The sequence below is a fragment of the Clostridium sp. D33t1_170424_F3 genome, assembly GCF_015667585.1.
Taxonomy (GTDB): Bacteria; Bacillota; Clostridia; order Oscillospirales; family Acutalibacteraceae; genus Anaeromassilibacillus.
This window is the reverse complement of sequence record NZ_JADPEG010000003.1, coordinates 139,478-162,325: the sequence shown is the minus strand read 5'-3', so window position 1 is coordinate 162,325 and position 22,848 is coordinate 139,478. Positions and strand designations below refer to the sequence as shown.

At 59.2% G+C, this 22,848-nt stretch carries 9 protein-coding genes; 1 reads left to right on the top strand and 8 read right to left on the bottom strand.

The annotated features are described in order from the left end of the window. Positions 1 to 13: 13 nt before the first annotated feature. From I4V53_RS14115 to I4V53_RS03130, 8 genes are all read right to left on the bottom strand, one after another. Positions 14 to 208: a cytidylate kinase family protein gene (locus I4V53_RS14115; protein ID WP_195983983.1), complete on the bottom strand. Its 195-nt coding sequence runs from the start codon at positions 206 to 208 to the stop codon at positions 14 to 16. A 9-nt stretch (positions 209 to 217) separates the two neighbouring features. Further along, on the bottom strand, positions 218 to 1,612 hold the full coding sequence (locus tag I4V53_RS03160; RefSeq protein ID WP_195983944.1) for an MATE family efflux transporter: 1,395 nt from the start codon (positions 1,610 to 1,612) through the stop codon (positions 218 to 220). Positions 1,613 to 2,020: 408 nt separating this feature from the next. Further along, the gene (locus tag I4V53_RS03155) at positions 2,021 to 2,614 is read right to left on the bottom strand and encodes a hypothetical protein (RefSeq protein ID WP_195983943.1); all 594 of its coding nucleotides are present in this window, start codon (positions 2,612 to 2,614) and stop codon (positions 2,021 to 2,023) included. Between the two features lie 420 nt (positions 2,615 to 3,034). Continuing rightward, positions 3,035 to 5,041, bottom strand: coding sequence for a thioredoxin domain-containing protein (locus tag I4V53_RS03150; RefSeq protein WP_353616463.1), 2,007 nt, complete (start codon positions 5,039 to 5,041; stop codon positions 3,035 to 3,037). Next, positions 5,022 to 5,924: a hypothetical protein gene (locus I4V53_RS03145; protein ID WP_195983941.1), complete on the bottom strand. Its 903-nt coding sequence runs from the start codon at positions 5,922 to 5,924 to the stop codon at positions 5,022 to 5,024. Before I4V53_RS03145 ends, I4V53_RS03150 begins: the two co-directional genes overlap by 20 nt. Continuing rightward, entirely contained in the window at positions 5,917 to 7,356 is a 1,440-nt protein-coding gene (locus I4V53_RS03140) for an FAD-dependent oxidoreductase (protein ID WP_195983940.1), read from the bottom strand. Before I4V53_RS03140 ends, I4V53_RS03145 begins: the two co-directional genes overlap by 8 nt. A gap of 162 nt (positions 7,357 to 7,518) precedes the next feature. Next, on the bottom strand, positions 7,519 to 7,866 hold the full coding sequence (locus I4V53_RS03135; RefSeq protein WP_195983939.1) for a helix-turn-helix transcriptional regulator: 348 nt from the start codon (positions 7,864 to 7,866) through the stop codon (positions 7,519 to 7,521). Between the two features lie 305 nt (positions 7,867 to 8,171). Continuing rightward, positions 8,172 to 14,456 carry an MGH1-like glycoside hydrolase domain-containing protein gene (locus I4V53_RS03130; RefSeq protein WP_195983938.1) on the bottom strand — a complete coding sequence of 2,095 codons (6,285 nt, stop codon included), beginning with the start codon at positions 14,454 to 14,456 and terminating at the stop codon, positions 8,172 to 8,174. A gap of 412 nt (positions 14,457 to 14,868) precedes the next feature. Between I4V53_RS03130 and I4V53_RS03125 the strand changes: the two genes are divergently transcribed. Continuing rightward, positions 14,869 to 22,140 (top strand): glycoside hydrolase family 2 TIM barrel-domain containing protein, encoded by a 7,272-nt coding sequence (locus I4V53_RS03125; protein WP_195983937.1) that lies wholly within the window; start codon positions 14,869 to 14,871, stop codon positions 22,138 to 22,140. The last annotated feature ends 708 nt before the right edge of the window (positions 22,141 to 22,848 follow it).

The window sequence follows — 22,848 nt, the reverse complement described above, 5'->3', positions numbered from 1 at the left end:
AGCCCCTTATAACTTAGTTATCTCTCACAAATCCTACTATAATCTCCGCACAGCGTTCCACACCGATCACACTGTTGCCCAGTGTCAGATGATAGTCCCTTGCGACTCCCCAATCGTACCCTGTGTAATGCTTGCAATAAACACAGCGCTTTTTGTCCTTTTCCTTCAGGCGCTTTTCCGGGCTTTTGTCCGTTAACTCCCCATAAATGCGAACGGTTTATGCATAAGCGGGTTCCTCTTTCTCTTGGTGGAAAGCGGCGCGGTACTCCGACGCGATCAGCACAACCGTCAGAATCAAAGCCAGCACGTCGGCAATCGGGGCAGCCCACAGCATACCCGTGACGCCAAATTGCAGCGCCAGAAGCACGATTCCCGGCACGAGGAACACCACGTCGCGGGAGAGCGAAAGCACCGTTGCCTTGACCGGCTTGCCGATGGACTGCAAAAAGATACTGCTGGCCTTCTGGACGCAGCACAGCAGGATCCCTCCCAAATAGATACGGAAGCACAGGCTGGCATATTCGTTGTACAGCGCGCTTTCGTTGCCGAACAATCTTACAATTGCCTGCGGGCAGCACTCAAACAGCAGCATGGAAACGGCGCCGACCACAAGATTTGCCGCGATAATATGGCGGTACACATCAAACACGCGCTGCCGGTTTCCCGCGCCGCAGTTGTATCCCGCGATGGGCTGTCCGCCAACCGCAATCCCCACGGAAAACGCGATTACAATACCGAACACCTTCATCACAATGCCCACGGCGGACAGCGGAATGTCCGCGCCATACGCCGACTGCGCGCCAGTCAGGACAATCATGTTGTTCGCCACACCGATGACGACGACAATCGCAATCTGCGTGATGAAGCTGGAAACGCCCAACTGGCCGATCCTGCGGACGGTTCTCCCCCGCGGCCGGAAGCTGGCCCTGTGAAACACGATCATCCGGGGTTTGCGGAAATACCAGGCTGTCATGACACAAGAGGCCACCTGTCCGACGACTGTCGCAATCGCCGCACCCTGTACGCCCCAATGGAGTATAAAAATTGCGACCGGGTCCAGAATCAGGTTGAGCACCGCGCCCAGCACGGTGGCGAACATCGCATAGCCCGGCGCGCCGTCCGCTCGGATGGCGGAATTCATTCCCGAGGTGAAGACATAGAAGGGAATCCCGATCAGAATGATGCGCAGGTAGTCCCACGCATATTGGTAGCTGGCCTCCGTCACGCCGAACATTCGCAAAATGGGATCGGAAAACGCCAAGCCAAGCGCCATCAGGAGTATGCCGGTGAGCCCCGTCAGCACAATGCCGTTGCCGATGCACCGGCTGCCGGTTTCTTTATCGCCGCTTCCCAGCGAAAGGCTCAGCAGCGCGGCGCTGCCGTCGCCGATCAACAGGGAAAGGGCCAATGCCAGCACGGTAAACGGATAGACGACGTTGGTCGCCGCGTTGCCCAGATACCCGACGCTCTGCCCGATAAAAATCTGGTCCACGATGTTATACAGCGCGCTCACCAGCATGGAAAGCACGCAGGGAACGGAAAACTTCAGGAGCAATTTGCCGATTGGCTCCGTTGCCAAATAATTGTCCGACATACGCTTTGTCTCTGCCATAAATGAAATCTCTCCTTTGCATAAAAAACAGCGTGTCATCCGAGGGGCGGGCAAGCCGCCGATAGACTACACGCTGTACAAAGCTGGATTTACATCTATTCAGATTAAACGCCGAATCTCTCTGTTTTTTATTATATCCGGCGCTTCGCCGCGATGTAAGCGGAAATTTGCGGCCTGCGCCAAGTTTGGGACCTTTTGCGCAGAGACAGGCTGTGAATTTTGGTTAGATTTACCCATTTCGGTCTTCCCTGCCATCCACGGGTACCGTTCCTTCGCCATACAGATTCCATGAAAAAGCCGCCGTTTTTCCAACTGACCTGGAGAAACGGCGGCTTTCCTGTTCACGAATAGAATGATACTGATTTTCTTTGCCGGGATGACGCCCTTCGGTCCACAGTTGAAATGGAATCAGTCCGTTTGCGCCGCCATGTCAAGCGTTTCAGACAGACCGTCCGCACCGGAAACTTCAACCTTCAGCGTATAGGTCCTTCCAATTGGCGGGATGCTCCCTGTTTGGGAAGCATCTGCTGCAAATATTTTTCTTCCAAGAGGCATTTTCCCATTCAAAGAGTCTTGCAGACCAGTGAATGAATCCTGCCTTTCCATCGTTACCATCTGTTCCCATTCCGTGCCGGAGGCAAACGTCAGAAAATAACTCTGCATATCGTCTAAATTTGCTTTGTCCCCCAGATACTCCAGGTAAAGCGTTCCCGCATAGGCGGGCAAGGCCTGCTCCATTCTTTGGTACGTGGGGCTGTCCTTGCCGAGATTTTTCTCAGCCTCATGCAACGCTTTTTTATAAAACGCCGCTTCGGTTTCCACGTCGGCGTCCACCCGGTAGGTCGCCCGCCATTGTTCGCTTTCTCCCTCCAATGTATAGGGAATCGCCGCAACGCTGCCGGCGTCGTGTGTGGTCTGCCGTTCCGTCAAACCGCACCCCGGCAAAAAGAGGAGCAGAAGCGGCAAAAGGATCGAACAAATCTTACTTTTAGTTACAGGCATCTTTTTTCCTTCTTTCATCCTGACCCCTGTACGAATATACTTTTCATCCGCTGGTACGTGGTTAAAAGCTATAACACGCCCTTTATTACAGCAGAACGTGGCCCTTCCAATCTTCTCTCCTAAAATTCTCAATCTACAATGATTATATTTCTCAAACATGGTTGCGTCAATGGATTTTTATCACGATATTGGAACGTCTGCAAAAGATTTATCGCAACGCGAATATAAAAAGAGCGGGCAATCGAGAGGCGGGCAAGCCGCCGATCGATTACACGCTGTGTGAAGCTGGATTTCCATCAAGCCAGAGGAAGCGCTATTTTTTATTATAATCCAAAGCTTTACCGCGATGGAAACGGAACGCTACGGTTTGTGCCGCGTTTGGGACTTTTCGCAGAGGCAGGCGTCTATTTTCAGGCAAAACTATTTTTTCCAGCGCAGGCCTTCCCAGTCGTCCACGGGCGCGGCACAGGCCCCGCCCCGGCAGAGATAGAACCGCGTGCCGCTTGGCGGGATGGGGTACGCCTTTGTAAAAGGCGCGACGCACGCCAGTTCTTCCGCGTTGCGCGGGGTTTTAACCAGCACAGCGGGACGGAACAACGGCTGATTTTGCAGCTTTTCCCGCACGTCGTCCGGCAAAGACGGGTCTGCCGTCACGCAGACCAGCTCCTCCGACGGGTACAGCGCTTCCAGCATCGCCAAAAGGGATACGCTGTATCCCGCCGGATAGTCCGCGATCTGACCTGCCACAAAGCGGAGCTGCCGTTCCGCCAGCCCGCGCCATTTTTCCTCGCCGGTCAGGCGGGCCAGCCTGCCCAGCAGCAGCGCCGCCGCGCTGTTTCCGGAGGGCAGCGCGCCGTCGTAAACCTCCTTTGGGCGGTGGATCAGCTGTTCCGCATCGGACGCATAGAGGAAAAAGCCGCCCTTGTCCTCATGCCAGAACAGACGGCGCATCCAGTCCGCCAGCGCCGCGGCGCGGTACAGAAAGGAGACGGAGAAGGTTTCCTCATAGAGGTCGAGCAGCGCCAGCGCATAGAAGGCGTAGTCGCTGAGCTGCCCGGCGTGGGCTGCCTCGCCGTCTCGCCAGCGCACATAGAGCCGCCCATCCGGCTGTGAAAGACGCTGTTCCAGAAACACCTGCGCCTTCCACGCCGCTTCCAGGTAGCGCTCGTCGTGCAGGACATGGTGCGCTTTGGCAAGCGTGGAGAGCATCAGCGCATTCCAGGACGTCAGGATTTTGTCGTCCAGATGCAGGCGCGTGCGGTGCTTGCGGTACAGGTACAGACGCTCGCAGAGCTCGTATAACGACGGGTCCGCCTCCCACGCGGAGGACGCGATGCGGTTCGGGATGCTCTTTCCCTCAAAGTTGCCGCGCTCTGTGACGTCGAACGCCCGGCAGAAGCGCGCGCCGTCCGCCTCGCCCAGCACCTCGCGGACTTCCTGCGGCGTGAACACATAGTATTTTCCCTCCACGCCGTCGCTGTCCGCGTCCTGCCCACAGTAGAAGGCCCCCTCCGGCGCGGTCAGCTCCCGCAGCACATAATCCAGCGTGCGCTCCGCGACCGTACGGAACAGCGGCCTTTTTGTCTGCTCATACGCTTCCAGATAGGCCTGTGCCAGCAGGGCGTTGTCGTAGAGCATCTTTTCAAAATGCGGGACCAGCCATTTCCGATCCGTCGAATAGCGGGAAAAGCCGCCGCCCACATGGTCGAACAGGCCGCCCGCCGCCATGTGCTCCAGCGTGTGTTCCGCCATGCGGCGGCACGATTCGTCGCGTTCCCTCTCCGCATAGCGCAGCAGGAACAGCAGGTTGTGCGGCACCGGGAATTTCGGCGCGCCGCCAAAGCCGCCCCAGTGCGCGTCGTAGCTCCGCCCAAAGAGCGACACCGCCTGCCGCAGCAGTCGGGCGGACGGCTCCCCCGGCCCGGGTTCCCTGCGGCTGTCCAGCGCCTGCACGACCCGGTCCCCCGCCGCCAGCAGGGCGGGGCGGTTGTGCGCCCATTCCCCCGCGACGGTGTGCAGCAGGTCCAGCAAACCGATCATGCCGCCGCGGGACTCCTTTGGCAGGTAGGTCCCCGCAAAAAAGGGCCGCTGTTCCGGCGTCATCAGGATGGTGAGCGGCCAGCCGCCGGAGCCGGTCATCGCCTGGCAGAAATCCATGTACACCGCGTCCACGTCGGGGCGTTCCTCGCGGTCGACCTTGATACTGACAAAATGCGCGTTCAAAAATTCCGCCACGCGCCCGTCCTCAAACGATTCGTGCGCCATCACATGGCACCAGTGGCAGGTGGAATACCCGACGCTCAGGAAAACCGGCTTGTCCTCCCGCTTCGCCTTTTCAAACGCCCGCGCGCCCCAGGGATACCAGTCCACCGGATTCTCCGCGTGCTGGAGCAGATACGGCGATTTTTCATGTTGCAGATGGTTCATATGCATCCTCCCATTCTGATTCAAATCCGGCTTTGTCGCTGGTGAAGTCAAACACCACGCGGCTTCCCCGGAGCAGCCGGTAGCGCACCAGGCAGGCGCCGCTCTCATGGATGGTGCGGCCCATCGCGCCGCCCTGCGGCGCCTGCAGGGGAAGCGGGCAATCCTTTAAAAGCTGCACGGTCAGCAGCAAATCCCCCTGCTTGACCATCAGCAGCCGCTTGCCGATGTGCAGCAGCTCCACGCCTGCGTAGGTCGCCAGGCGGTACTCCTTCCCCTCCCAGAGGATGCAGGCGATGCAGCCCGTGAAGGACCGCCCGCCGACGGGAATCTCCGCGACGGAAACCATCACGCAGCCGCCGTCCGCGCTCCCCTGCGTCCAGACATACCGGCGGGGAAACGAACGCCCGCGATCGCCCTCCATATAGCCGGTCCCGCGCTGAAAGACCGTCTTTTTCCCGTTGACGGAAATCCAGCCGTCCACCCGGTGGTACAGGCTGAACACGCTGTGGCGGCACTGCATCCCCGGGACAAAGCGGAACGGGCCCATCACGTCGGTCTCCGGCGCTGTGAACGGCCCATATTGCAGCTGTCCCTTGAGCTTACATTCCTCTGTCTCGCAGTCGAGCTGGCATCCGCCGCGGGTGAACACGCTCCTGCCCAACCGCACGCAGAACCGCCCTTCCGACGCGCGGAATTCTTCCGCCGGGAACGGCACGGAAAAGGATTGGTCGTTTGTGATCGCCTGCAAAGACGCGGAACGCTGCCCCGTCCGGTCCACATGGAACGACGGGATCAGCGCGACGACGTCCGTCTCATTCTGCTGTTTGAAGTACCAGCCTTCAAAGTAGCTGCGCGTTTTCTTTGCGCCGTGGAAATTACGCATGCGGCAGCCCCTCCTGTGCCGGGTTATCGATCAGATTTCCCCGGTAATCGAAGCGGGAGCCGTGGCAGGGGCAGTCCCAGCTTTTTTCATCCGGGTTCCATTCCAGCTGGCAGCCCAAATGCGGGCAGCGCGTGGAGACCATATAGATCTCGCCCTGCTCATCCTTATATACGCCCACCTTTTCGCCCTCGCAGGATACCACGCCGCCGTGGCCCGCCGGAAGGGCGTCGATCTCCGCGCGCGGCGGGGCGAACGCCTGCCGGGACAGGTCGCGCACCGCGTGCAGCCCCTCCTGCAAAAAGGTCTTTGCGGAGGCCGCCGGGGTAAACCGCAACGGGGAAAAGACCTCTTCACAGGGGTTTTCCACACCGGTGATCAAATCGGTTAATAACTGCGCCGCCGCCATGGAGGTGGTCATCCCCCACTTCTGGAAGCCGGTGGCGACAAACCAGTGCGGCGTGGAGACGGAAAACTGCCCGATGTACGGCACGCCGTCCAGCGTCATGCAGTCCTGCGCCGACCAGCGCGCGGCTTCGCGGCTCTCCGGCCAGAACTGCTTTGCACAGCTCCGCAGCATTTCATATTTTCCGCCGGCGCGGTTCTCGCCGGTGCGGTGGTTTCCACCGCCCAGCAGCAGGTATTTGCCGCTGTTGCGGAACGAAAGCCCGTTTTCGTCGATTCCCAGATACATGCCGTCCAGCTTCGCGGCGTTCTCCAGCGCCAGCACATAGCTGCGCTCCTGATGCTGCCGCAGGAAATAATAGCCCGGGAAATTCAGGAACGGATAGTGCGTAGCAAACACGATGTTCCGGGCGGTGACCGTCCCCCGGTCCGTAATAATCCGGTCGTCCTCGACTTTGGTCACACGGGTATCCTCGTAGATTTCCAATTCGTCCGCAATCTCCCGCAAAAACGCCAGCGGGTGAAACTGCGCCTGCCCCGCAAACCGCACCGCGCCCGCGACGGAGAACGGCAGCGCCGTCCGGGTGGTGAAGCGTGCGTCGATATCAAACAGGCGCGCCGCCTCTGCCTCCCGTTCCAGCGGCTCCGATTCCACGGTGGAATAGAGGTACGCGGGGCATTCCTCAAACTGGCAGTCTATTTTCTTTTCCTGAATCAACTTGCGGTACGCATCGATTGCCTGCTGGTTTGCCCGCGCATACTGCCGGGCCGGCTCTTCGCCCAGCGTCTGCAGCAGTTTATGGTAGATCAGCCCGTGCTGGGACGTGATTTTGGCGGTGGTATTCTTCGTCTGTCCGCTCCCGACGCAGGACGCTTCCAGCACGACGGTCTTCACGCCGCGCCGCTGTAAAAAACAGGCGGTCAAAAGGCCCGCCAATCCGCCGCCGATCACCGCCGCCTCGGTCTGCATGCTGCCGGGCAGCGGCTTTCGCGGCTGCAATTCCGTTGTTTTGCTCCATATCGATTCCATGTACTTCACCTCACCCATAGGATTCCGCAGAACAGGCGGAAATAAACGGCGGGAGCGGGACTTTTTAGCGGAAAAGGAAAACCGGCCCAATAAACAGGCCGGTTTTTCTTCTCGATTTCTCTGTTCTGGCTCTCAGCTTGTACAGCCTGTCAACATCCGCAATCAGCCCATTTTGAGTATATCGATATTTCTCACCAGCGATTGAATCAAAGCCAACTGATCGCTGGAGCAATTTTCCAGCAAACAGGTGATTTCCATGATACGGGCGGACTTCAAAGAACGATCCTCTGCCGTTGTGTTGACTTTAATAATGTCATCCAAAGTGATATGGAAACAGGAACAGAAAGCGACCAGCTTTTCCAGGCTCAATTTTTTTGCGCCGCGCTCGGCCTGCCCATAATATTGTTCGTCAATATCCAGAATTTCGGAGACCTGTTTTTGCGTCAGTTCCGCCTGCAAACGGTACTTTCTAAGCCGCTGGCCCATTGTTCGCAACGCGCCGTCATCCAACGTTTTCACCTCTTAAAAAGGAGATTATCCATTCACATTTTTGTATGCTTGCTTCAGTATACCGTATCAGAAAATCCCACATTCACTTCTATCTGATTTTAAGATGCATCGTACATACGGCGCATTGTCATACAAAGGGAGAATGATATGAATGCTCTGAAGATGAACCGTAAAGAATCCCCCGGTTGCCATTTTATGATGGCAACCGGGGGTTCTTTTGGAACAGGAAAGGCCGCTTACTGCAAGCGGCCTCCCCTGTTTATAAGAATGAAAAGCTGCGATTTTCCTGAAAAACGGTTTACCCTTTAGCCGATGGTCACCGTACAATGCTTCTGCGGGTTTTCGCCCGACATGGCGGTATACACGCCGGTGCTCTGGCCCGGTGCGCCGATGGCCCACACTCTGTAATAGCAGTCGCTGCCGATCTTCGCGACAAACTGCGTCTTGAGCACGCTGCCATTGCCGACGGTGAAGTTCGGAGCCGCGCTGCCGCCGCCCACGACCGTCATCTTGAAGCAGTAGGCGTTGCCTCTCTTCAAGGTAAAGTCCATCGTCGTATCGGAGCGGACGGACTGCTGTGCCGCCACGCCCTGCGCCGCCGCAACGACCGGGCTGGTCACGGCAACCGCCGTGCCGGTTCCGGAAACATTGCCGGACGGTCTTTTATTGCCGGAGGAACCGCCGGACGGGGTATTGTGGCGGTTGTTCTCCAGTGCGTTACCGGCCTGATCCAGCGTATCGTACGCGCCGGAAATCTCCGCCGGGCTTGCGTCTTCTTTCATGTAAACCGCATTGGCGGCAGCCAGCGCCGCGCGCAATGATGCAAAGCTGGACGGGGTATAGCCTTCCGGCTTTACGTCGAGGTATTTCTCGATCAGTTCCCTCAGCGCATCCTTGTCCGGAATCTTACGCAGGCCGGCAAGCACATTGGCGAGCTTGTTCGCGGCCGCGTCGATCTGCTTCTGGGTAGCGGACGCGTCGTCGTAAACGGTCTGCGCCGCTTCAATCGCCGCCGTCAGGACGGCTTCGCTGCCGTCCACATACAGGCCGATTTCCGCCATGGTCTGGTTGGCCTGCTCGAGCACGCCTTCCAGCCCGCTCCGGTCTGCCAGATAGCCCATCTCGCACATCGCGTCGTAGAGGTTCTTCCACGCCTTGTCGATCTCGGCCTTGAGCATATTGTCCGGATCGTTGTAGACTTCTTCCGCTTCCGCCAGCGCCTTTTCAAATACGGCGACGGTCTCCGGGGTGAAGTCCGCTGTGTTGACGTCCTGTGCAATCGCGATCAGCTTGCCCAGCTCGGTCTTGCTGCCCGCTTCAAAGGACAGGTAGTGCAGGGAGAGCATCAGATCTTTCCAGGCCTTATCGACCTGCGCCTGCGTTGCGGATACGTCCGCGAGGACCTTCTCCGCCGCCGCCAGCTTTTTGGTGATGTTCTGCCGGACCGGTTCGACCGCGCTTGCGTATTCATCGCCTTCAATCAGTTCCTTCGCCGTGTCGATGACCATGCGCAGGATGGAGGTCTTGACGATGGTGAACTTGAAGGCGAGTTGCGCCGCTTCGCCCGGCATGGTGTATTCATAGACCGCGCTGTCGGCGGAGACGTTCTCCACCGGCTCGCCGTTGACCTCGGCCGCGAGGAAGCGGTCGTTTTCATCCGCGGGCGTAAAGCGGAAGGCCAGCTTGCTGCCCTCTTCGATGCGCGCCGCGTACAGGCCGCCGCGCTCGATGACCACGTCGTCCCCGCCGCCGGCGACGGTGAGGTCCGCGCCCGCGCCGTAGCTGGCAATCAGGAGATTCGTGGTCAGTGCGATTTTTTCAAACACAGCGGTTACGGTCACGTTGCCCTCCGGCATCACAAAGCTGCCGCCGGTGATGGCCACAGGCGCGCCGCCGTCCACCTGATAGGACAGGGAGGCCAGGCGCATGCCTTCTTCCGGAAGGGCGAACACGTCGACCGTCTCGCCCGCCGCAACGGACGCGCGGCCCACGCGGACCCTGCCGCCCGCCGCCGGAGCGGCTTCCACGCTGTAAAGCTCGTTGAGCAGGATCGCGGTGATGCTGAAGTTGCCGGCTGAATGGGTAATCGCCTTGTTGTAAATGCGCACATGCACGTCCTCGTCGGACTGATAGGTCAGGGTGTACATGCCGTATTTGACCGGCTGCCCCACCTGGTAGGTGTAGGAAGCGGTCTTGCCGCCGGAGGTCATCTCGACGACCATCTGGGAATTCCAGTCGCCGAAGGTAATCTTCGCCTGCTGGCGGTTCGGGCCGCCGGGCAGGGTGAAGTCCACGCCGTTGCCGACCGTCTCGACGACGACGTACGGCTTCTGGTTCTCCATGCTCGCCGTGGGCGTGCCGTCCGTAAAGGAATAAACAGTGTTGTATTCGCTGTTTTTTACACGGTGCGGCGCCTTGTCCGGATTCGTAATCGCAAAACCGCGGATCTGCGGTTCTACATTCTTGCGCTCGTAGGCCGCGTTGCCGTCCACGCTGTTGAACAGCATCCAGTCCTTGCCGCCCTCGGCGGTCAGGTCGATCTGATCGGGCAGGGTATTCGTCATGGTGATATTGAAGGACTCGTCAAACGGAGGATCCTTTTCCGGGACTTCCGCGTCCGTCTCGCGCAGGGTGACCGCGGCAAGCGCGATGCTGCCGCCGGGGCTTGTGCTGTGGGACTTGTTCATCACCATGCGGAATTCGACCTCGTCGTCCGGATGATCCGTATAGTAGTCGATGCTGCACTTCTGCACGGACCAGTTGGACCCGCCGTACTCGCCGGCGTAACGGACCTTGCCGCCGATCCGCAGCTCCACCTTGCAGGTGCCGTTCCAGGAGCCCAGATAGACGTTGACGTTCTGCATCTTATCGCTGGTCGGAAGATTGAAGGCAAAGCCCGCCAGCTCTTCCGGGCCGCGACAGGTAATCGCCCACTGGTTCTTCGGCTGTGTGCCCTCCGCCGCGTCGGACGCGTTGAAGCTGATCTTCATATCCTTGGCGACGTCGACCGCCAGAGGCGTGTCGTCCGAAACCAGGCGGTGCAAATTGGTGATGGAGCTGGCCTCCACGTTCTTCTTTGCGTAGTCGCCCACCAGCTTGGTGGGGAACTGCGCCCAGTCCCTGGTCCCCTCGGCGGTCAGATCGACCGTCGCGTTGTTCGCGTCGGAAATTACGCCGGAGGCATAGACGGTGTTGTCCGGCTCCGGGATCACGCCGTCGGTCTCCGCCAGCGTCACCGCGGGCAGGCCGATGCTGCCGCCGGAACCGCCGGTATTCGACTTCACCAGGATCTGGCGCACCGTGACCACGTCGTCCGGATTCGGAACCTTGTAGTCCACGCCGATCTTCTGCACGTCCCAGCCGTTGCTGCCGCCGTAGGTGGTGCTGTACAGCACGGCGCCGTTGACCAGGAAGTCCACGCGCGTGGTGGCGTTCCAGGAGGACGCATAGATGTTCACATGCTGCATTTTCTCGCTGTACGGAAGCTGGAATGTAAAGCCCGCTTCGCCCTCCGGGCCGCGGGAGGTGATACAGGTGCGGTCCACGGGCGCCTTATCCTTGGCGTCTGTCGCACTGTACCGGAACGGCATGTCGGTGGCGTGGTCAACGCCGCCTTCCGCCAGACGGCGCAGGCCGGTGATGGTGTTCTCCGTGTCTTTCTTCGCGTAGTCATCCACGTAATGGGTGCAGAACTGCGCCCAGTCCCTGGTTCCCTCCGCGGTCAGGTCCGCGGTCGTATTCATGGCGGAAACCATGGTGCCGAAGACATAGGGCTGCCGGTCGTATGCCTGCGACTTGACGACGACGTTTTCCACCAGGGTAATCGTCTCGCTGCCGCAGGTCGCGGAAACGGTCAATTCACAGCTGCGGTCCGGTTCCGGCAGTGTCGGCGTCACGACGGAGCCGTCGTTCATCAGACCGGTCGGGTATCCGTTCGCGGTGCTGGAGAAGGCGAACGCTGTGCCGTAGACCGGGCCGGTGACATTAAAGTTCAGCGACCTCGTCACGTTGTCAAAGTCCGCGTTGCCGTTCAGGATCATTGCCTTGACGGACTCGTAATCCGCATAGGCGCGCTCGCGCTCGGTGCGCGGCGTCTTCTCCGGCACGTTGCTGACGATCTCGGAAAGCGGGCCTTCCACGCCGTCCTTCACGCCGGAAACCGCGACATAATAGCGCTTGTAGTTGTCCAGGGAAGCGATGGTATACGGCAGCGCGGATACGGACCGCACCTCGGTCAGCTCGCCTGCCTTTTCGCCGATGTATACCTGATAACTATCGTAGGAAGCGTCCTCCGCCGCGTCCGCGGAGAGGACCAGCTGGCCGTCGCCGGAAGCAAGGGACGGGTTCTCCAGCGCCTGCGGCAGTGCGGCGCCGCTCTTTTCATAAAAAATCCCCTTGAGGGAGACGGAGCCTTCCGTCCCTCTCATCGCGGTGTACTCGACCAGCAGGGACTGGCCGTCGCCGCCCGCGCGGTACGGGATTTCAATCACATAGGTCTGCTCCGCCGCTCCGCCGGTGATCTGACGGATAGCGCGCGGCGCGGACGCGTCGGACAATGCCGCCGTCACGGTCGCCGTGGTATTCTGCACGCCGACGATCAGCTTGACCGTGCTAAAGGAGTTGTCCGCCGGGACGTTGAGCATAAAGCCCTCCTCGCCGTCGGTAAACGCCTTCTTGGTGAGGCTCTTCGCGCCCTCGAAGCCAAGGGCCGCCAGCTCCGCGCTGTCGGAGAGCTTGACCGGGCTTTGGGTGCTGTTGTAGCGGTAGCCGATGGTATTGACGTTGGTGATCGCGCCGGCGCGTTTGCCGGCCTGATACAGCAGGCCGTCGTCGATGGAATCGTCCGCCGCGTCGGTGAACGTAATGTAATCCGCCGCGTTCGCGTCGACGGCTTCCCTGGTCAGGGATGCGTCGTCGCTTTGCAGCGGGCGGGCCGCCGCGCCCAGATACGCGTCTGCCTCTTCCACGCCGTCGATGTGGTAGGTGCTCCTGCCGGCGGGAACCTCAATGGTTTGCTCGACGCCGCCGTTTGTCACATACAGCGTGAACGGCACGTTTGCGGTGACCGTGATGTCCGCCGGGGAATCGGAGCCGCTGCGCGCCGCCATCTCCAGAGAGGCGCGGACCGGCTGCCCTTCATGGCACATATACAGGTTTGTAACGCCGCAGGCCTCCGTCAGGCGAAGGTCCCAGTCGATCTCGTTCAGCGGGGCGCGCAGCTCCACGCCCAGCAGGTCTTCGATAATCGAACCGATGCCCAGCGCGCCGGTCCAGCCGACAAAGTTGCCGCGGGCCGGATCGCCCTGGCGGGCATATTCGCTGGCGTAGTTTTCCCAGAGGGTCGCCGAACCGACGACGGAGTCGGTCTTGCCGGCCTCGTATACGTCGGAGAGGGCCTCCACATGGCGCAGCGCCTCGGAGAACGCCAGGTCGTCGTAGCCGTAGTACTCCAGTCCCTTGATGTACTGGAAGGAGGTCGGCGCCCAGATCGCGCCGTTCCAGTAGCCGCCCGTCGTTTTAAAGCTGGGCCAGTCGTAGGTGACGGTGGACAGGCCCTGCGGACGGTACATCTTTTCGGAATTGAGGCCGTAATTTTTGACCATCGCGTCGGCGCGCTCCGGCGTCGCCACGTGTCCGGCCAGCGCCCACAGGCCCGTCGGGGTCGGGACGTTGGTAAACTGCTGATCCTTATCGAGGTTGAAGTAGAACTGTCCCTCTTCGGACCAGAGCAGCTCGTTGATCAGCGCGCTGATCTCCTCATATTCCTTATGAAAGCGCTCTTCCGTCGCGGTATCGCCGATCTCATGCGCGATCTTGGCGATATAATAGGCGGACTGCGCCTGCTGGATGCTCAGGTCGTTGTAGGTCTGCTCTTTTCTGCTGTGGTCCTGGTTGGGGGTGTTGTCCAGGCCGTTGGCCAATCCGCTGGTCTTGCCGTACAGGCCGTTTTCTTCCATTGTGCGCGTGCGCTTGATGAAGTCAAAGTGGGAAACAATGCGCTCCAGGACGGTCTTGCCGTCGATGACCTTGGAAAAGCGCGCCTTATCGCCGTGAATCTGGTACTGCTGCCACTCCGCCCAGGCCCACAGCGGCGGGTTGACGGAAAGCGGGTTGTCGTACTCGCCGTTATAGGAGGCATGCACGCCGGTCTTTTCGCTGATTTCCCTGGCAATGAAGCCGTCGTCCGGCTGGCCGGGGTTATCGACTTGGAAGTAGTAGAAATTGTCCAGCGCCTGCTGCACCGGGAACTGGTGCATGCCGTACTTGTCGAACATCATCATGAACAGCGTGTCCCATGCAAAGATCATATCGCTGAACGCCTCGTCCACATAGTAGACGTCCTCCGGGTTCAGGATGGTGTTCGCCTTGCGGATATTGCTCTTATGCGACTCCCACGCGGCCTCGTAGAGCTCCTCCCACTCGGGATGCTCCGCAAAATACACCTTCGGCAGGTCATCCATATCGATCTCGTAGCCGCCCGCTACAATTTCCTTTTCCCGCGCGACCGCCGTCGCCATCCCCGCCGGGATGGAGCTGAACAGCATCGCCGCGGACAGGCACAGGGCCAGAATCCGTTTACCTTTTTTCATTTTCTCCTCCTTGTGTTTCCAATCCTCTCTGTATGCCGGCCCCGTTCCCCCTTTCCCAGCCGGCTCGTTCCGCTTCATTCTTCGCTCCAATGAATCACTCAAGCACGTTTATCCATTAGACGATTTCATACAAATATATCATACCTGCAGCAGGCACGGCGGTCAAGCGGCAGGTTTCCCAATAAACACCAGTAAATTTGCGCATATAGTACAATAATTCCATAAGAACCTTATTAAATTTATAATATTTCTATTGAAATTGCACGGAATAAAATTTGCGGAAGTGGGGGTCCAAAGGTTGAAAACATTTGGCTATTATGATAGGATAAATTTGTAAACGCCGCAAATTTTTGGATTAATTGCGGCAATGTCCCATACATTGCGATGGGGAAGGAAAGAAAAGGAGGAACCTATGAAACGAAAGAAAGCATTAGCAGTGCTCCTGGCGCTGGTCATGGCGCTGACGGGCACGGGACTCACCCAGGCGCTGGCCGATACCGGCAGCGCGCGCACCCCGGCGGACCCCGCCTTTGACGGGGAATACTGGTACAACGCCACCAAACCGGTGGAGGGCGACAGCCGGTTTTCCGTGACCAAGGTCTACGAGGAAAACCGCGAGCCACAGCGCAGCTATTTCATCCCGTACGACACGGAAGAAAAAGCGCTGGCGCGCGACCGCGAAGCGTCCGACTACTACATGCTCCTGAACGGGGACGACTGGAAGTTCAAGCTGGTGGACAAGCCCGCCGACGCAATCATGGACTTCCAGAACGACGACTACGACACCGAAAGCTGGGACAACATCACCGTCCCGCGCAGCTGGCAGATGGAAGGGTACGACGTGCCCATCTACACCAACATCAAATACCCCTGGACCAACTATGAACCGCGCGGCGACTGGCAGACCGCCCTCGCCCCGACGGTGTACAACCCGGTCGGCCACTACAAAAAGACCTTCACCCTGCCCGAAAGCTGGGATGGCCGCGAGGTCTTCGCCTCCTTCCAGGGCGTGGAATCCTGCATCTACCTGTATATTAACGGGCAGTACGTGGGCTATTCCGAAGACAGCTTTACCATGCATGACTTCAACATCACCCCGTACCTGAAGGCCGGGGAAAACACCATGGCCCTGCGCGTTTACCGCTGGTGCGACGGCACCTGGCTGGAGGACGCGGACTACATCCGCCTGTCCGGTATCTTCCGCGACGTGGAGCTGTACTCCAAGGACAAGGTGGAGATGCGCGACTACTTTGTGCGCACTACCTTTACGGACGATACCTACACCGACATGAACCTCAGCATGGAAGTCGACGTGCGCACACACGACGGCGTTTCCGCAGAAGGCTACTCTGTCAGGGCGAAACTGCTGGACGCGGACGGCAAGGTGGTATTCGACGACGTCTCCCTCCCCGTGGACGCGATCCCGGCGGGCGAGGACGAAGTCAAGATCAGTAAAAACCTGGTGATCGACAATCCGCACAAGTGGTCTGCGGAAGATCCCTACCTTTATAATCTGCTGCTCCAGCTGGTGGACGCGGACGGCAATGTTGTCGAGAACATCGGCCAGCGCGTGGGCTTCCGCCAGATCGAGCTGAAAAAGATCGGCGTGTACAACGGCAAGGATTACGGCAACAAGCAGATGATTACCATCAACGGCGAGCGCATCATGCTGCGCGGCTTCAACCGCCATGAGGTGCATCCGGAGTACGGCCGCTACCTGCCGCGCGACTTCCTGGAGGAAGACATCAAGCTGATGAAGCAGAGCAACGTCAACGCCATCCGCACCTCGCACTATCCGAACGACCCGAATTTCTACGACCTGTGCGACGAGTACGGCATCTATATCTGCGACGAGGCGAACGACGAGTCCCACGACGTGCGCGGCAACTTCCCGTCCAACATCGAGGAATGGCGCGCGCCGACGCTCGACCGCATGATCAACATGGTGGAGCGCGACAAGAACTTCCCCTCCGTCGTCATCTGGTCCCTGGGCAATGAGGCCAGCGAGGAGTGGACGCCCGCCAACGGCAACGCCTTCAAGCTGATGAGCGAGTGGACCAAGGAGCGCGACGACGGCCGCCCGATCAAGTACGAGCGCGACAACCGCTGGACCGACATCATGAGCGTGCAGTACCCGGCCTACAGCAGCGTAACCAGCTACTGCAACGGCAGCAACATCAAGCCGTATATTATGTCCGAATACGCGCATGCCATGGGCAACAGCACCGGCTACTACAAAAAGTATTGGGACATCTTCCGCGTAGAGCCTCAGGCACAGGGCGGCTTTATGTGGGACTGGGCGGATCAGACCCCGGTTTGGGACCTGCCGACCTCCACGGAGAGCACCGGCCTGCTGGACGAAGCCTCCAACCTGCGCAACTCCTACACCGGCACGCTGGAGCGCGTCAGCACCACCCCGATTGTCAACAACGTGCTGCGCGGCGGCGCGATCTTTGACAGCACCCCGTACCTGAACTTCTACACCGGCAACACCGATATGGCGGACGGCGTGGTGGTCGGCAAGACCTTCACCATCGACGTGACGCTTACCCCGGAAAAGCCCGCGGGCTACGACAACGCTTCCGACCGCGTATTCAACTACATCGTCGGCAAGGGCGACCAGCAGTATGCACTGCAGCACATCAAGACCAAAACCGGCGAGGAGCTTGTCCAGTTCTACTTCGGCAAGAACTGGGAAGAGGTCAACGCTCCCGCGCCCGCCGACTGGTTCGGCAGGGAGCACCGCGTGACGGTCTCCTACAACTATGATGAAAGCGCGGCGAAGCCCACTTCCATCAACATCTACATCGACGGCGCGCTGCAGGGCAGCTACAGCGGCTCCACCGCCATGGACCAGAGCAGCCAGAAATTCTCCATCGGCGTTAACAGCCAGTATCCGGACCGCGGTGTCTTCAACGGCGCAATCGACTCCGTACGCATCTTCAAAGAGGCGCTCACCCCGGCCGCGATCGACGAGGCCGATATGGAGCCGGGCGACCAGTACCGCGTGTTCTTCTGGGCCGACTTTGACGACGAAGAGGGCGTCACCCCCACGCAGGTCGTCGACAAGGGCGGCTACGGCTACAACGGAACCCTGCGCTCCGGCAGCACCATCGCGCCGAAGGATGCGGCAAACGCCGTGTCCGTCCCGGACGGCACGGAGAGCAAACCCGGCGCAACCTCCGGCGACAAGGCGCTGCGCGGCTCCATGACACTGGAAAGCGCGGACGACCTGGACATCACCGGCACAACGCCGCTGACCCTGGAAGCCTGGGTAAAACCGGAAGCCCTCTCCGGCCATAAGACCATCATGGGCAAGGGCGACAACCAGTTTGCATTGAAGACCAACGGCAAGAAGCTGGAATTCTTCATCTATGACGAAACCAAAAAGAACAGCAATTACGACCAGTATGTCAGCGTTGCCGCGGATCTGACCGACGAGGGATGGATCAACAAGTGGCAGCACGTGGCGGGCGTCTACGACGGCGCGAGCCTCAGGCTCTACCTGAACGGCGAGCAGGTCGCGGAGACGGTCCTGGACGGCCAGACCATCGTGCCCGGCTCCAGCCATCCGTTCTCCATCGGCGCCTGCACGCAGGAAAGCGGCCGGGCCTTTACCGGCCTGATCGACGACGTGCGCGTGTACGACAAGGCCCTGACGCTGGACGAGTTCAACAGCGCCAGCCGCAAACCGTCCGATGCGAACACCCGCCTGTGGATCGGCTTTGAGCAGATGCGCGCGGGCGACCCGATCGAGGCGACCGGCCCGGTCGCGGCTCCCGGCAAATACTACGCCTACGGCGGAGACTGGGGCGAGACGGTCCACGACGACAACTTCCTTGCGAACGGCGTCGTCTCCGTCGACCGCATCCCGCATCCGGCTTTGGCGCAGGTCAAGCAGGTGCAGCAGGAAATCAACTTCAAGGATACCGACGTGGAAAACGGCGTGGTCCGCATTGTCAACGAATTCCTGTTCACCACCACAGAGGATTACGACTTCCACTGGACGCTCATGCAGGACGAAAAAGAGATCGCCAAGGGCGACTTTAACGTCGTCGTCAACCCGCTGAGCGAGCAGGATTACACCATCGAAAACTTCCCCGCCGTGACCGATCCGGCCCCCGGCGCGGAATACTGGCTCAACTTCAGCGCGACGCTCAAGAACAAAACCACCTGGGCGGACGCAGGCTTTGAGGTCGCCAAGCAGCAGTTCAAGCTGGATATCGACGCGCCCAGGCACGCCAACAAATCGCTGGCCAGCCTGCCGGACCTCACCTATACCGAGGACGGCGACACCGTGACGATCACCGGCGGCGATTTCAACGCCGTGTTCGACAAGACGCAGGGCACCCTGACCTCCTACCAGTTCCAGGGCGATGAGTACCTGGTGGACGGCCCCGCGCCGAACTACTTTAAGGCTCCGGTCGACAACGACCGTGAAAACGGCTTTGTCAGCCGCACCGCAACCTGGAAAAACGCGGGCAAGAACCGCACCGTGACCGGCGTGCAGGTCGCACCCGTGGCGGAGACAAAGGGCGTCAGCTTCACCGTGAACGCCACTCTGCCCACCTCCACGCAGTCCACCTATCAGGCGGTGATCACCGTGTACGGCAACGGCGAAGTCGTGTTTGACCAGACGCTGCATCCCGGTTCCTCCAGCCTGTCCGAGATTCCGGAAGTCGGCACCCTGATGAAGATCAAGGGCGACTACGACCAGATCACCTACTACGGCAGAGGCCCCGAGGAGAACTACCGCGACCGTCAGGACGCGTACGACATCGGCGTCTATGAATCCACCGTCATGGACCAGTTCGTCCACTACGTGGAGCCGCAGGAACACGGCAATCGCAGCGACGTGCGCTGGATTGCCCTGACCAACGAGGCCGGCAAGGGCTTTATGGTCAGCGCGGCGGACGGCGAGGTCCTGGAGACAAACGCCTCCTACTTTGAGCAGAACGACCTGGCAAGCAAGAAGCATCCGTACCAGCTCGTGCAGGAGGACGACATCTATCTCAAGATCAATCAGCTTACCTCCGGCCTCGGCGGCCAGCAGAGCTGGGGCGCCAAAGCGGAAGAGTATGTTACCATCCGCCCGAACAAGGATTATAACTACAGCTTCCGGTTCAGCCCGATCGCGGAAAAGAACGTCGGCGACATGATGCAGAACAGCAAGAGCGGCATCACCGATAAGCTGGTGGAATCCATTTCCGTGGACGGAACCCCGATCGCAGGGTTTGATCAGAACCAGAAAAACTACGATGTGATGATCACCGACACCACCCGCATCCCGCAGGTGGACGTTGTGGTCAGCGACACGGAGAGCAAAGCGGAAATCACCCAGGCGTATTCCCTGCCCGGAACCGCGACCATCAAGGTCATCCCCGCAAACGCGGACGAAGCGGACGCGTGGGTCTATACCATCCACTTCACCGTGGCGCAGTTCACCTACATGAGCGATCTCGACTGGACCTCCGCCACGACCGGCTGGGACGGCTACCAGCCCAGCAAGGACTCCCACGCCGGCGAAGGCAAGCTGACCCTGATGGGTGAAAACGGCGAGGAGGTCCAGTACGACAAGGGCATCGGCACCCATGCAACCTCCGACATTGTCTACCATCTGGACGGCGCGTTCGACCTCTTTGAGGGCTTTGTGGGCGTCGACCGCTCGCAGTCCCACAACAATAACGCGTCGATCAACTTCCAGATCTTCCTGGACGGCAGCAACACACCCGCCTTTGAAAGCGGTGTGATGAAGGTTGGCGCCGTACAGAAGAAGTTCTCCGTCGACATCTCCGGTGTGGATGAAATCCGTCTCCACGCGGACATGGTCGAGAGCAACGGCAACGACCACGCCGACTGGGCCGATCTGAAACTCTTCAAGAATGAAGAAACAGGTACCATTTACGCAATCAGTAAGCATGTGGAAGGCGGCGAAGCAACCGTCACAACCGACAAAGCCGCGGCCACGGCGGGCGAAACGGTCACGGTTGCCGTCTCCGACATCGAGGAGGGCAAGCAGTTCAAGTCCCTTTCGGTATCCATGGCCTTGAGTGGAAATCTCATTGTCATCCAGACAGTCAAGGCGGGCGAGGTGTACACCTTCACCATGCCCTCGGAGCCGGTCAACGTCACAGTCGTTCTGGAGCCGAAGGGCACCGAGCCGCTGAAGGCGCACGTTCTGAACGTCCAGTACGGCGGAAACGCGGCGCTGGAGATCACGGGAGAAGCGGAAGTGATTCTCGACGGCAACGGCATCTACGGCGCGAAGGTCATGGCGGGCGAGGAACTCACCCTGACGTTCACCCCGGCGAACGGCCCGTTTGCAAGCGCGCAGCTCAACGGCGAGGACATCCCGTTTGAGGCCGACGGCTGCACCTACACCTTCACCATGCCGAACGAAAACACTGTCCTGCGCTTCACCTTCACCACCGTGAACAAGGACGTGCTGGAAACCCTGCTGGAGAAGGCGAACGAAGTCACCGACGAACAGCTCGACAAACTGGTTGAATCCGTCCGCACGAAGTTCCTTGCGGCACGTGACAACGCACAGAAGGTCTTTGAAAGCGATAAGGCCACCCAGGACGAAGTGAATGAAGCCTGGAAGGAACTGCTCGACGCGATGCATTACCTCTCCTTTGAGGAAGGCACGAAGGACGAGCTGAAATACTGGCTTGACTATGCGGCGCAGCTCGACCTGGATAACTTCACCCCGAAGAGCCAGGAAGGCTACGCGGAAGCGCTGGCCTATGCGCAGGAAGTCTACAACGACGAGGGCGAGACGCTGAAGGCAGTCGTTGAAAAAGCAACGAAGGACCTGTACGACGCCATCCTGCGCCTGACGTTCAAGGCAAACACGGAAACGCTGGAATCCTTCGTGGAGCAGGCACAGGAGATTGCCACAAGGATCGATCAGTATCTGGACGGCGCTGAGAAGGATAAGTTCAATGAGATTCTCCCGCAGGCGGAAGCCCTTTTGGAAAACGCTGACGCGACCCAGAAGCAGGTGGACGAACTGGCGGAGGCGCTGTACAAGGCGATCCAGAACATGCGGATGATCCCGGACAGAGAAGCGCTGAAAGACCTGATCGATACCTATGAAGCGCTCAATCCGGCGGACTATACAGAAGCAAGCTACGCGATCCTGCGCGCGGCGCTGAACAACGCGCTGGACGTCTACCACAACGACGCGGCGACCCCGGCGGAAATCGCGGCGGTCTACACCACCGCGGAGCAGGCATATGACGGACTGGTTCCGGCAGACAAGCCGGAAACACCTGTGAAGCCTGATAATAAGCCCAGCAACAAGCCGTCCAACAGCGGCAGCAAGAAGCCGGCTGGCAATGTTTCCGGCGAAGGCACAGCGGTTGTAACGGCGAACCCGGTCATCAGCGCGGCACAGAACGTGATGGGCCGGAAGTCCGTGCGTTCCGACACGACGATGAACTTCACCCTGAAGAGAGGCAGCGCCTACTGCTTCAAGATGACGGTCGTCAACGGCAGCAGTGCGGCTCCGAGCTTCACTGTGGGCAACGGCAATGTGCTCAAGACGCAGTTTGTGGCGAAGATCGGCAACGACTACTATTACAGAGTCTGGGCCGTCGGCGCACCGGGCCAGAGCACCGGCGTATACACAGCCATGGCAGGTGAAAAAGCCCAGCAGCATTGTGTTATCACAATTGCATAAAATGGTCTTCGCTGTAAGCGCGTCCCGACCGGAGGTCCCGATGAAGCGGCCCAGCAGCATTGTGTGGTAACCGTCGGCTAAAGGCCTATTCCGTTTTTGAACCGGAAAGCCGCAATTTCTGATTTCCCAGCACTGGCAAAGCCCAATGGTTACGGGAGAAGGCCGCTTGCAACAAGCGGCCTTCTTTGTATCCATTCTGCACCGCGCGGGACGCGGCAGGGCGAATCGTGAGCGCACATAAAAGGCCCGGAGGGGATTCGCACCTGTGAGAGCAAATCCTATTTCTCGATACGTCGCATATAAATAAGGAAAGCAAATAGAACAGGAAGGAATCCGCGTTAAGCTTCGGATTCTCTGTAAGTATTACAGCAAACAGAGGGAATTGCTTTGGTCACTTTTGCTAGTCAGGCCCATTCGGGCCTGTGGATTGAAACTTACTGGCCTGCAGGAGCCCCTTCACGCCAAATAGCCAGGCCCGTTTGAGTCTGCGGATTGAAATACATTCGCATTCTCACGGCAACGCCCTTATCGCCGGACGATCTCTTTCAGAACCTTCTGGAAGAGATAAGAAGATGCTATTTCAGCTTAACACGAAGGGCCTTCTCCGGCAAATTCAGCCGGGGAGGGCCCTCAGTGTTTATGAGATGGGCATATATTCGTTTGCTGTTCTCCCTTAAAAGGAACTCAACGTATTATTAAATTCAACCA

Bases quoted from the DNA above. Each gene is read 5' to 3' on its own strand.
- I4V53_RS03160 (WP_195983944.1), bottom strand. From the start codon at position 1,612: ATGGCAGAGACAAAGCGTATGTCGGACAATTATTTGGCAACGGAGCCA.
- I4V53_RS03155 (WP_195983943.1), bottom strand. From the start codon at position 2,614: ATGCCTGTAACTAAAAGTAAGATTTGTTCGATCCTTTTGCCGCTTCTG.
- I4V53_RS03150 (WP_353616463.1), bottom strand. From the start codon at position 5,041: ATGAACCATCTGCAACATGAAAAATCGCCGTATCTGCTCCAGCACGCG.
- I4V53_RS03145 (WP_195983941.1), bottom strand. From the start codon at position 5,924: ATGCGTAATTTCCACGGCGCAAAGAAAACGCGCAGCTACTTTGAAGGC.
- I4V53_RS03140 (WP_195983940.1), bottom strand. From the start codon at position 7,356: ATGGAATCGATATGGAGCAAAACAACGGAATTGCAGCCGCGAAAGCCG.
- I4V53_RS03130 (WP_195983938.1), bottom strand. From the start codon at position 14,456: ATGAAAAAAGGTAAACGGATTCTGGCCCTGTGCCTGTCCGCGGCGATG.
- I4V53_RS03125 (WP_195983937.1), top strand. From the start codon at position 14,869: ATGAAACGAAAGAAAGCATTAGCAGTGCTCCTGGCGCTGGTCATGGCG.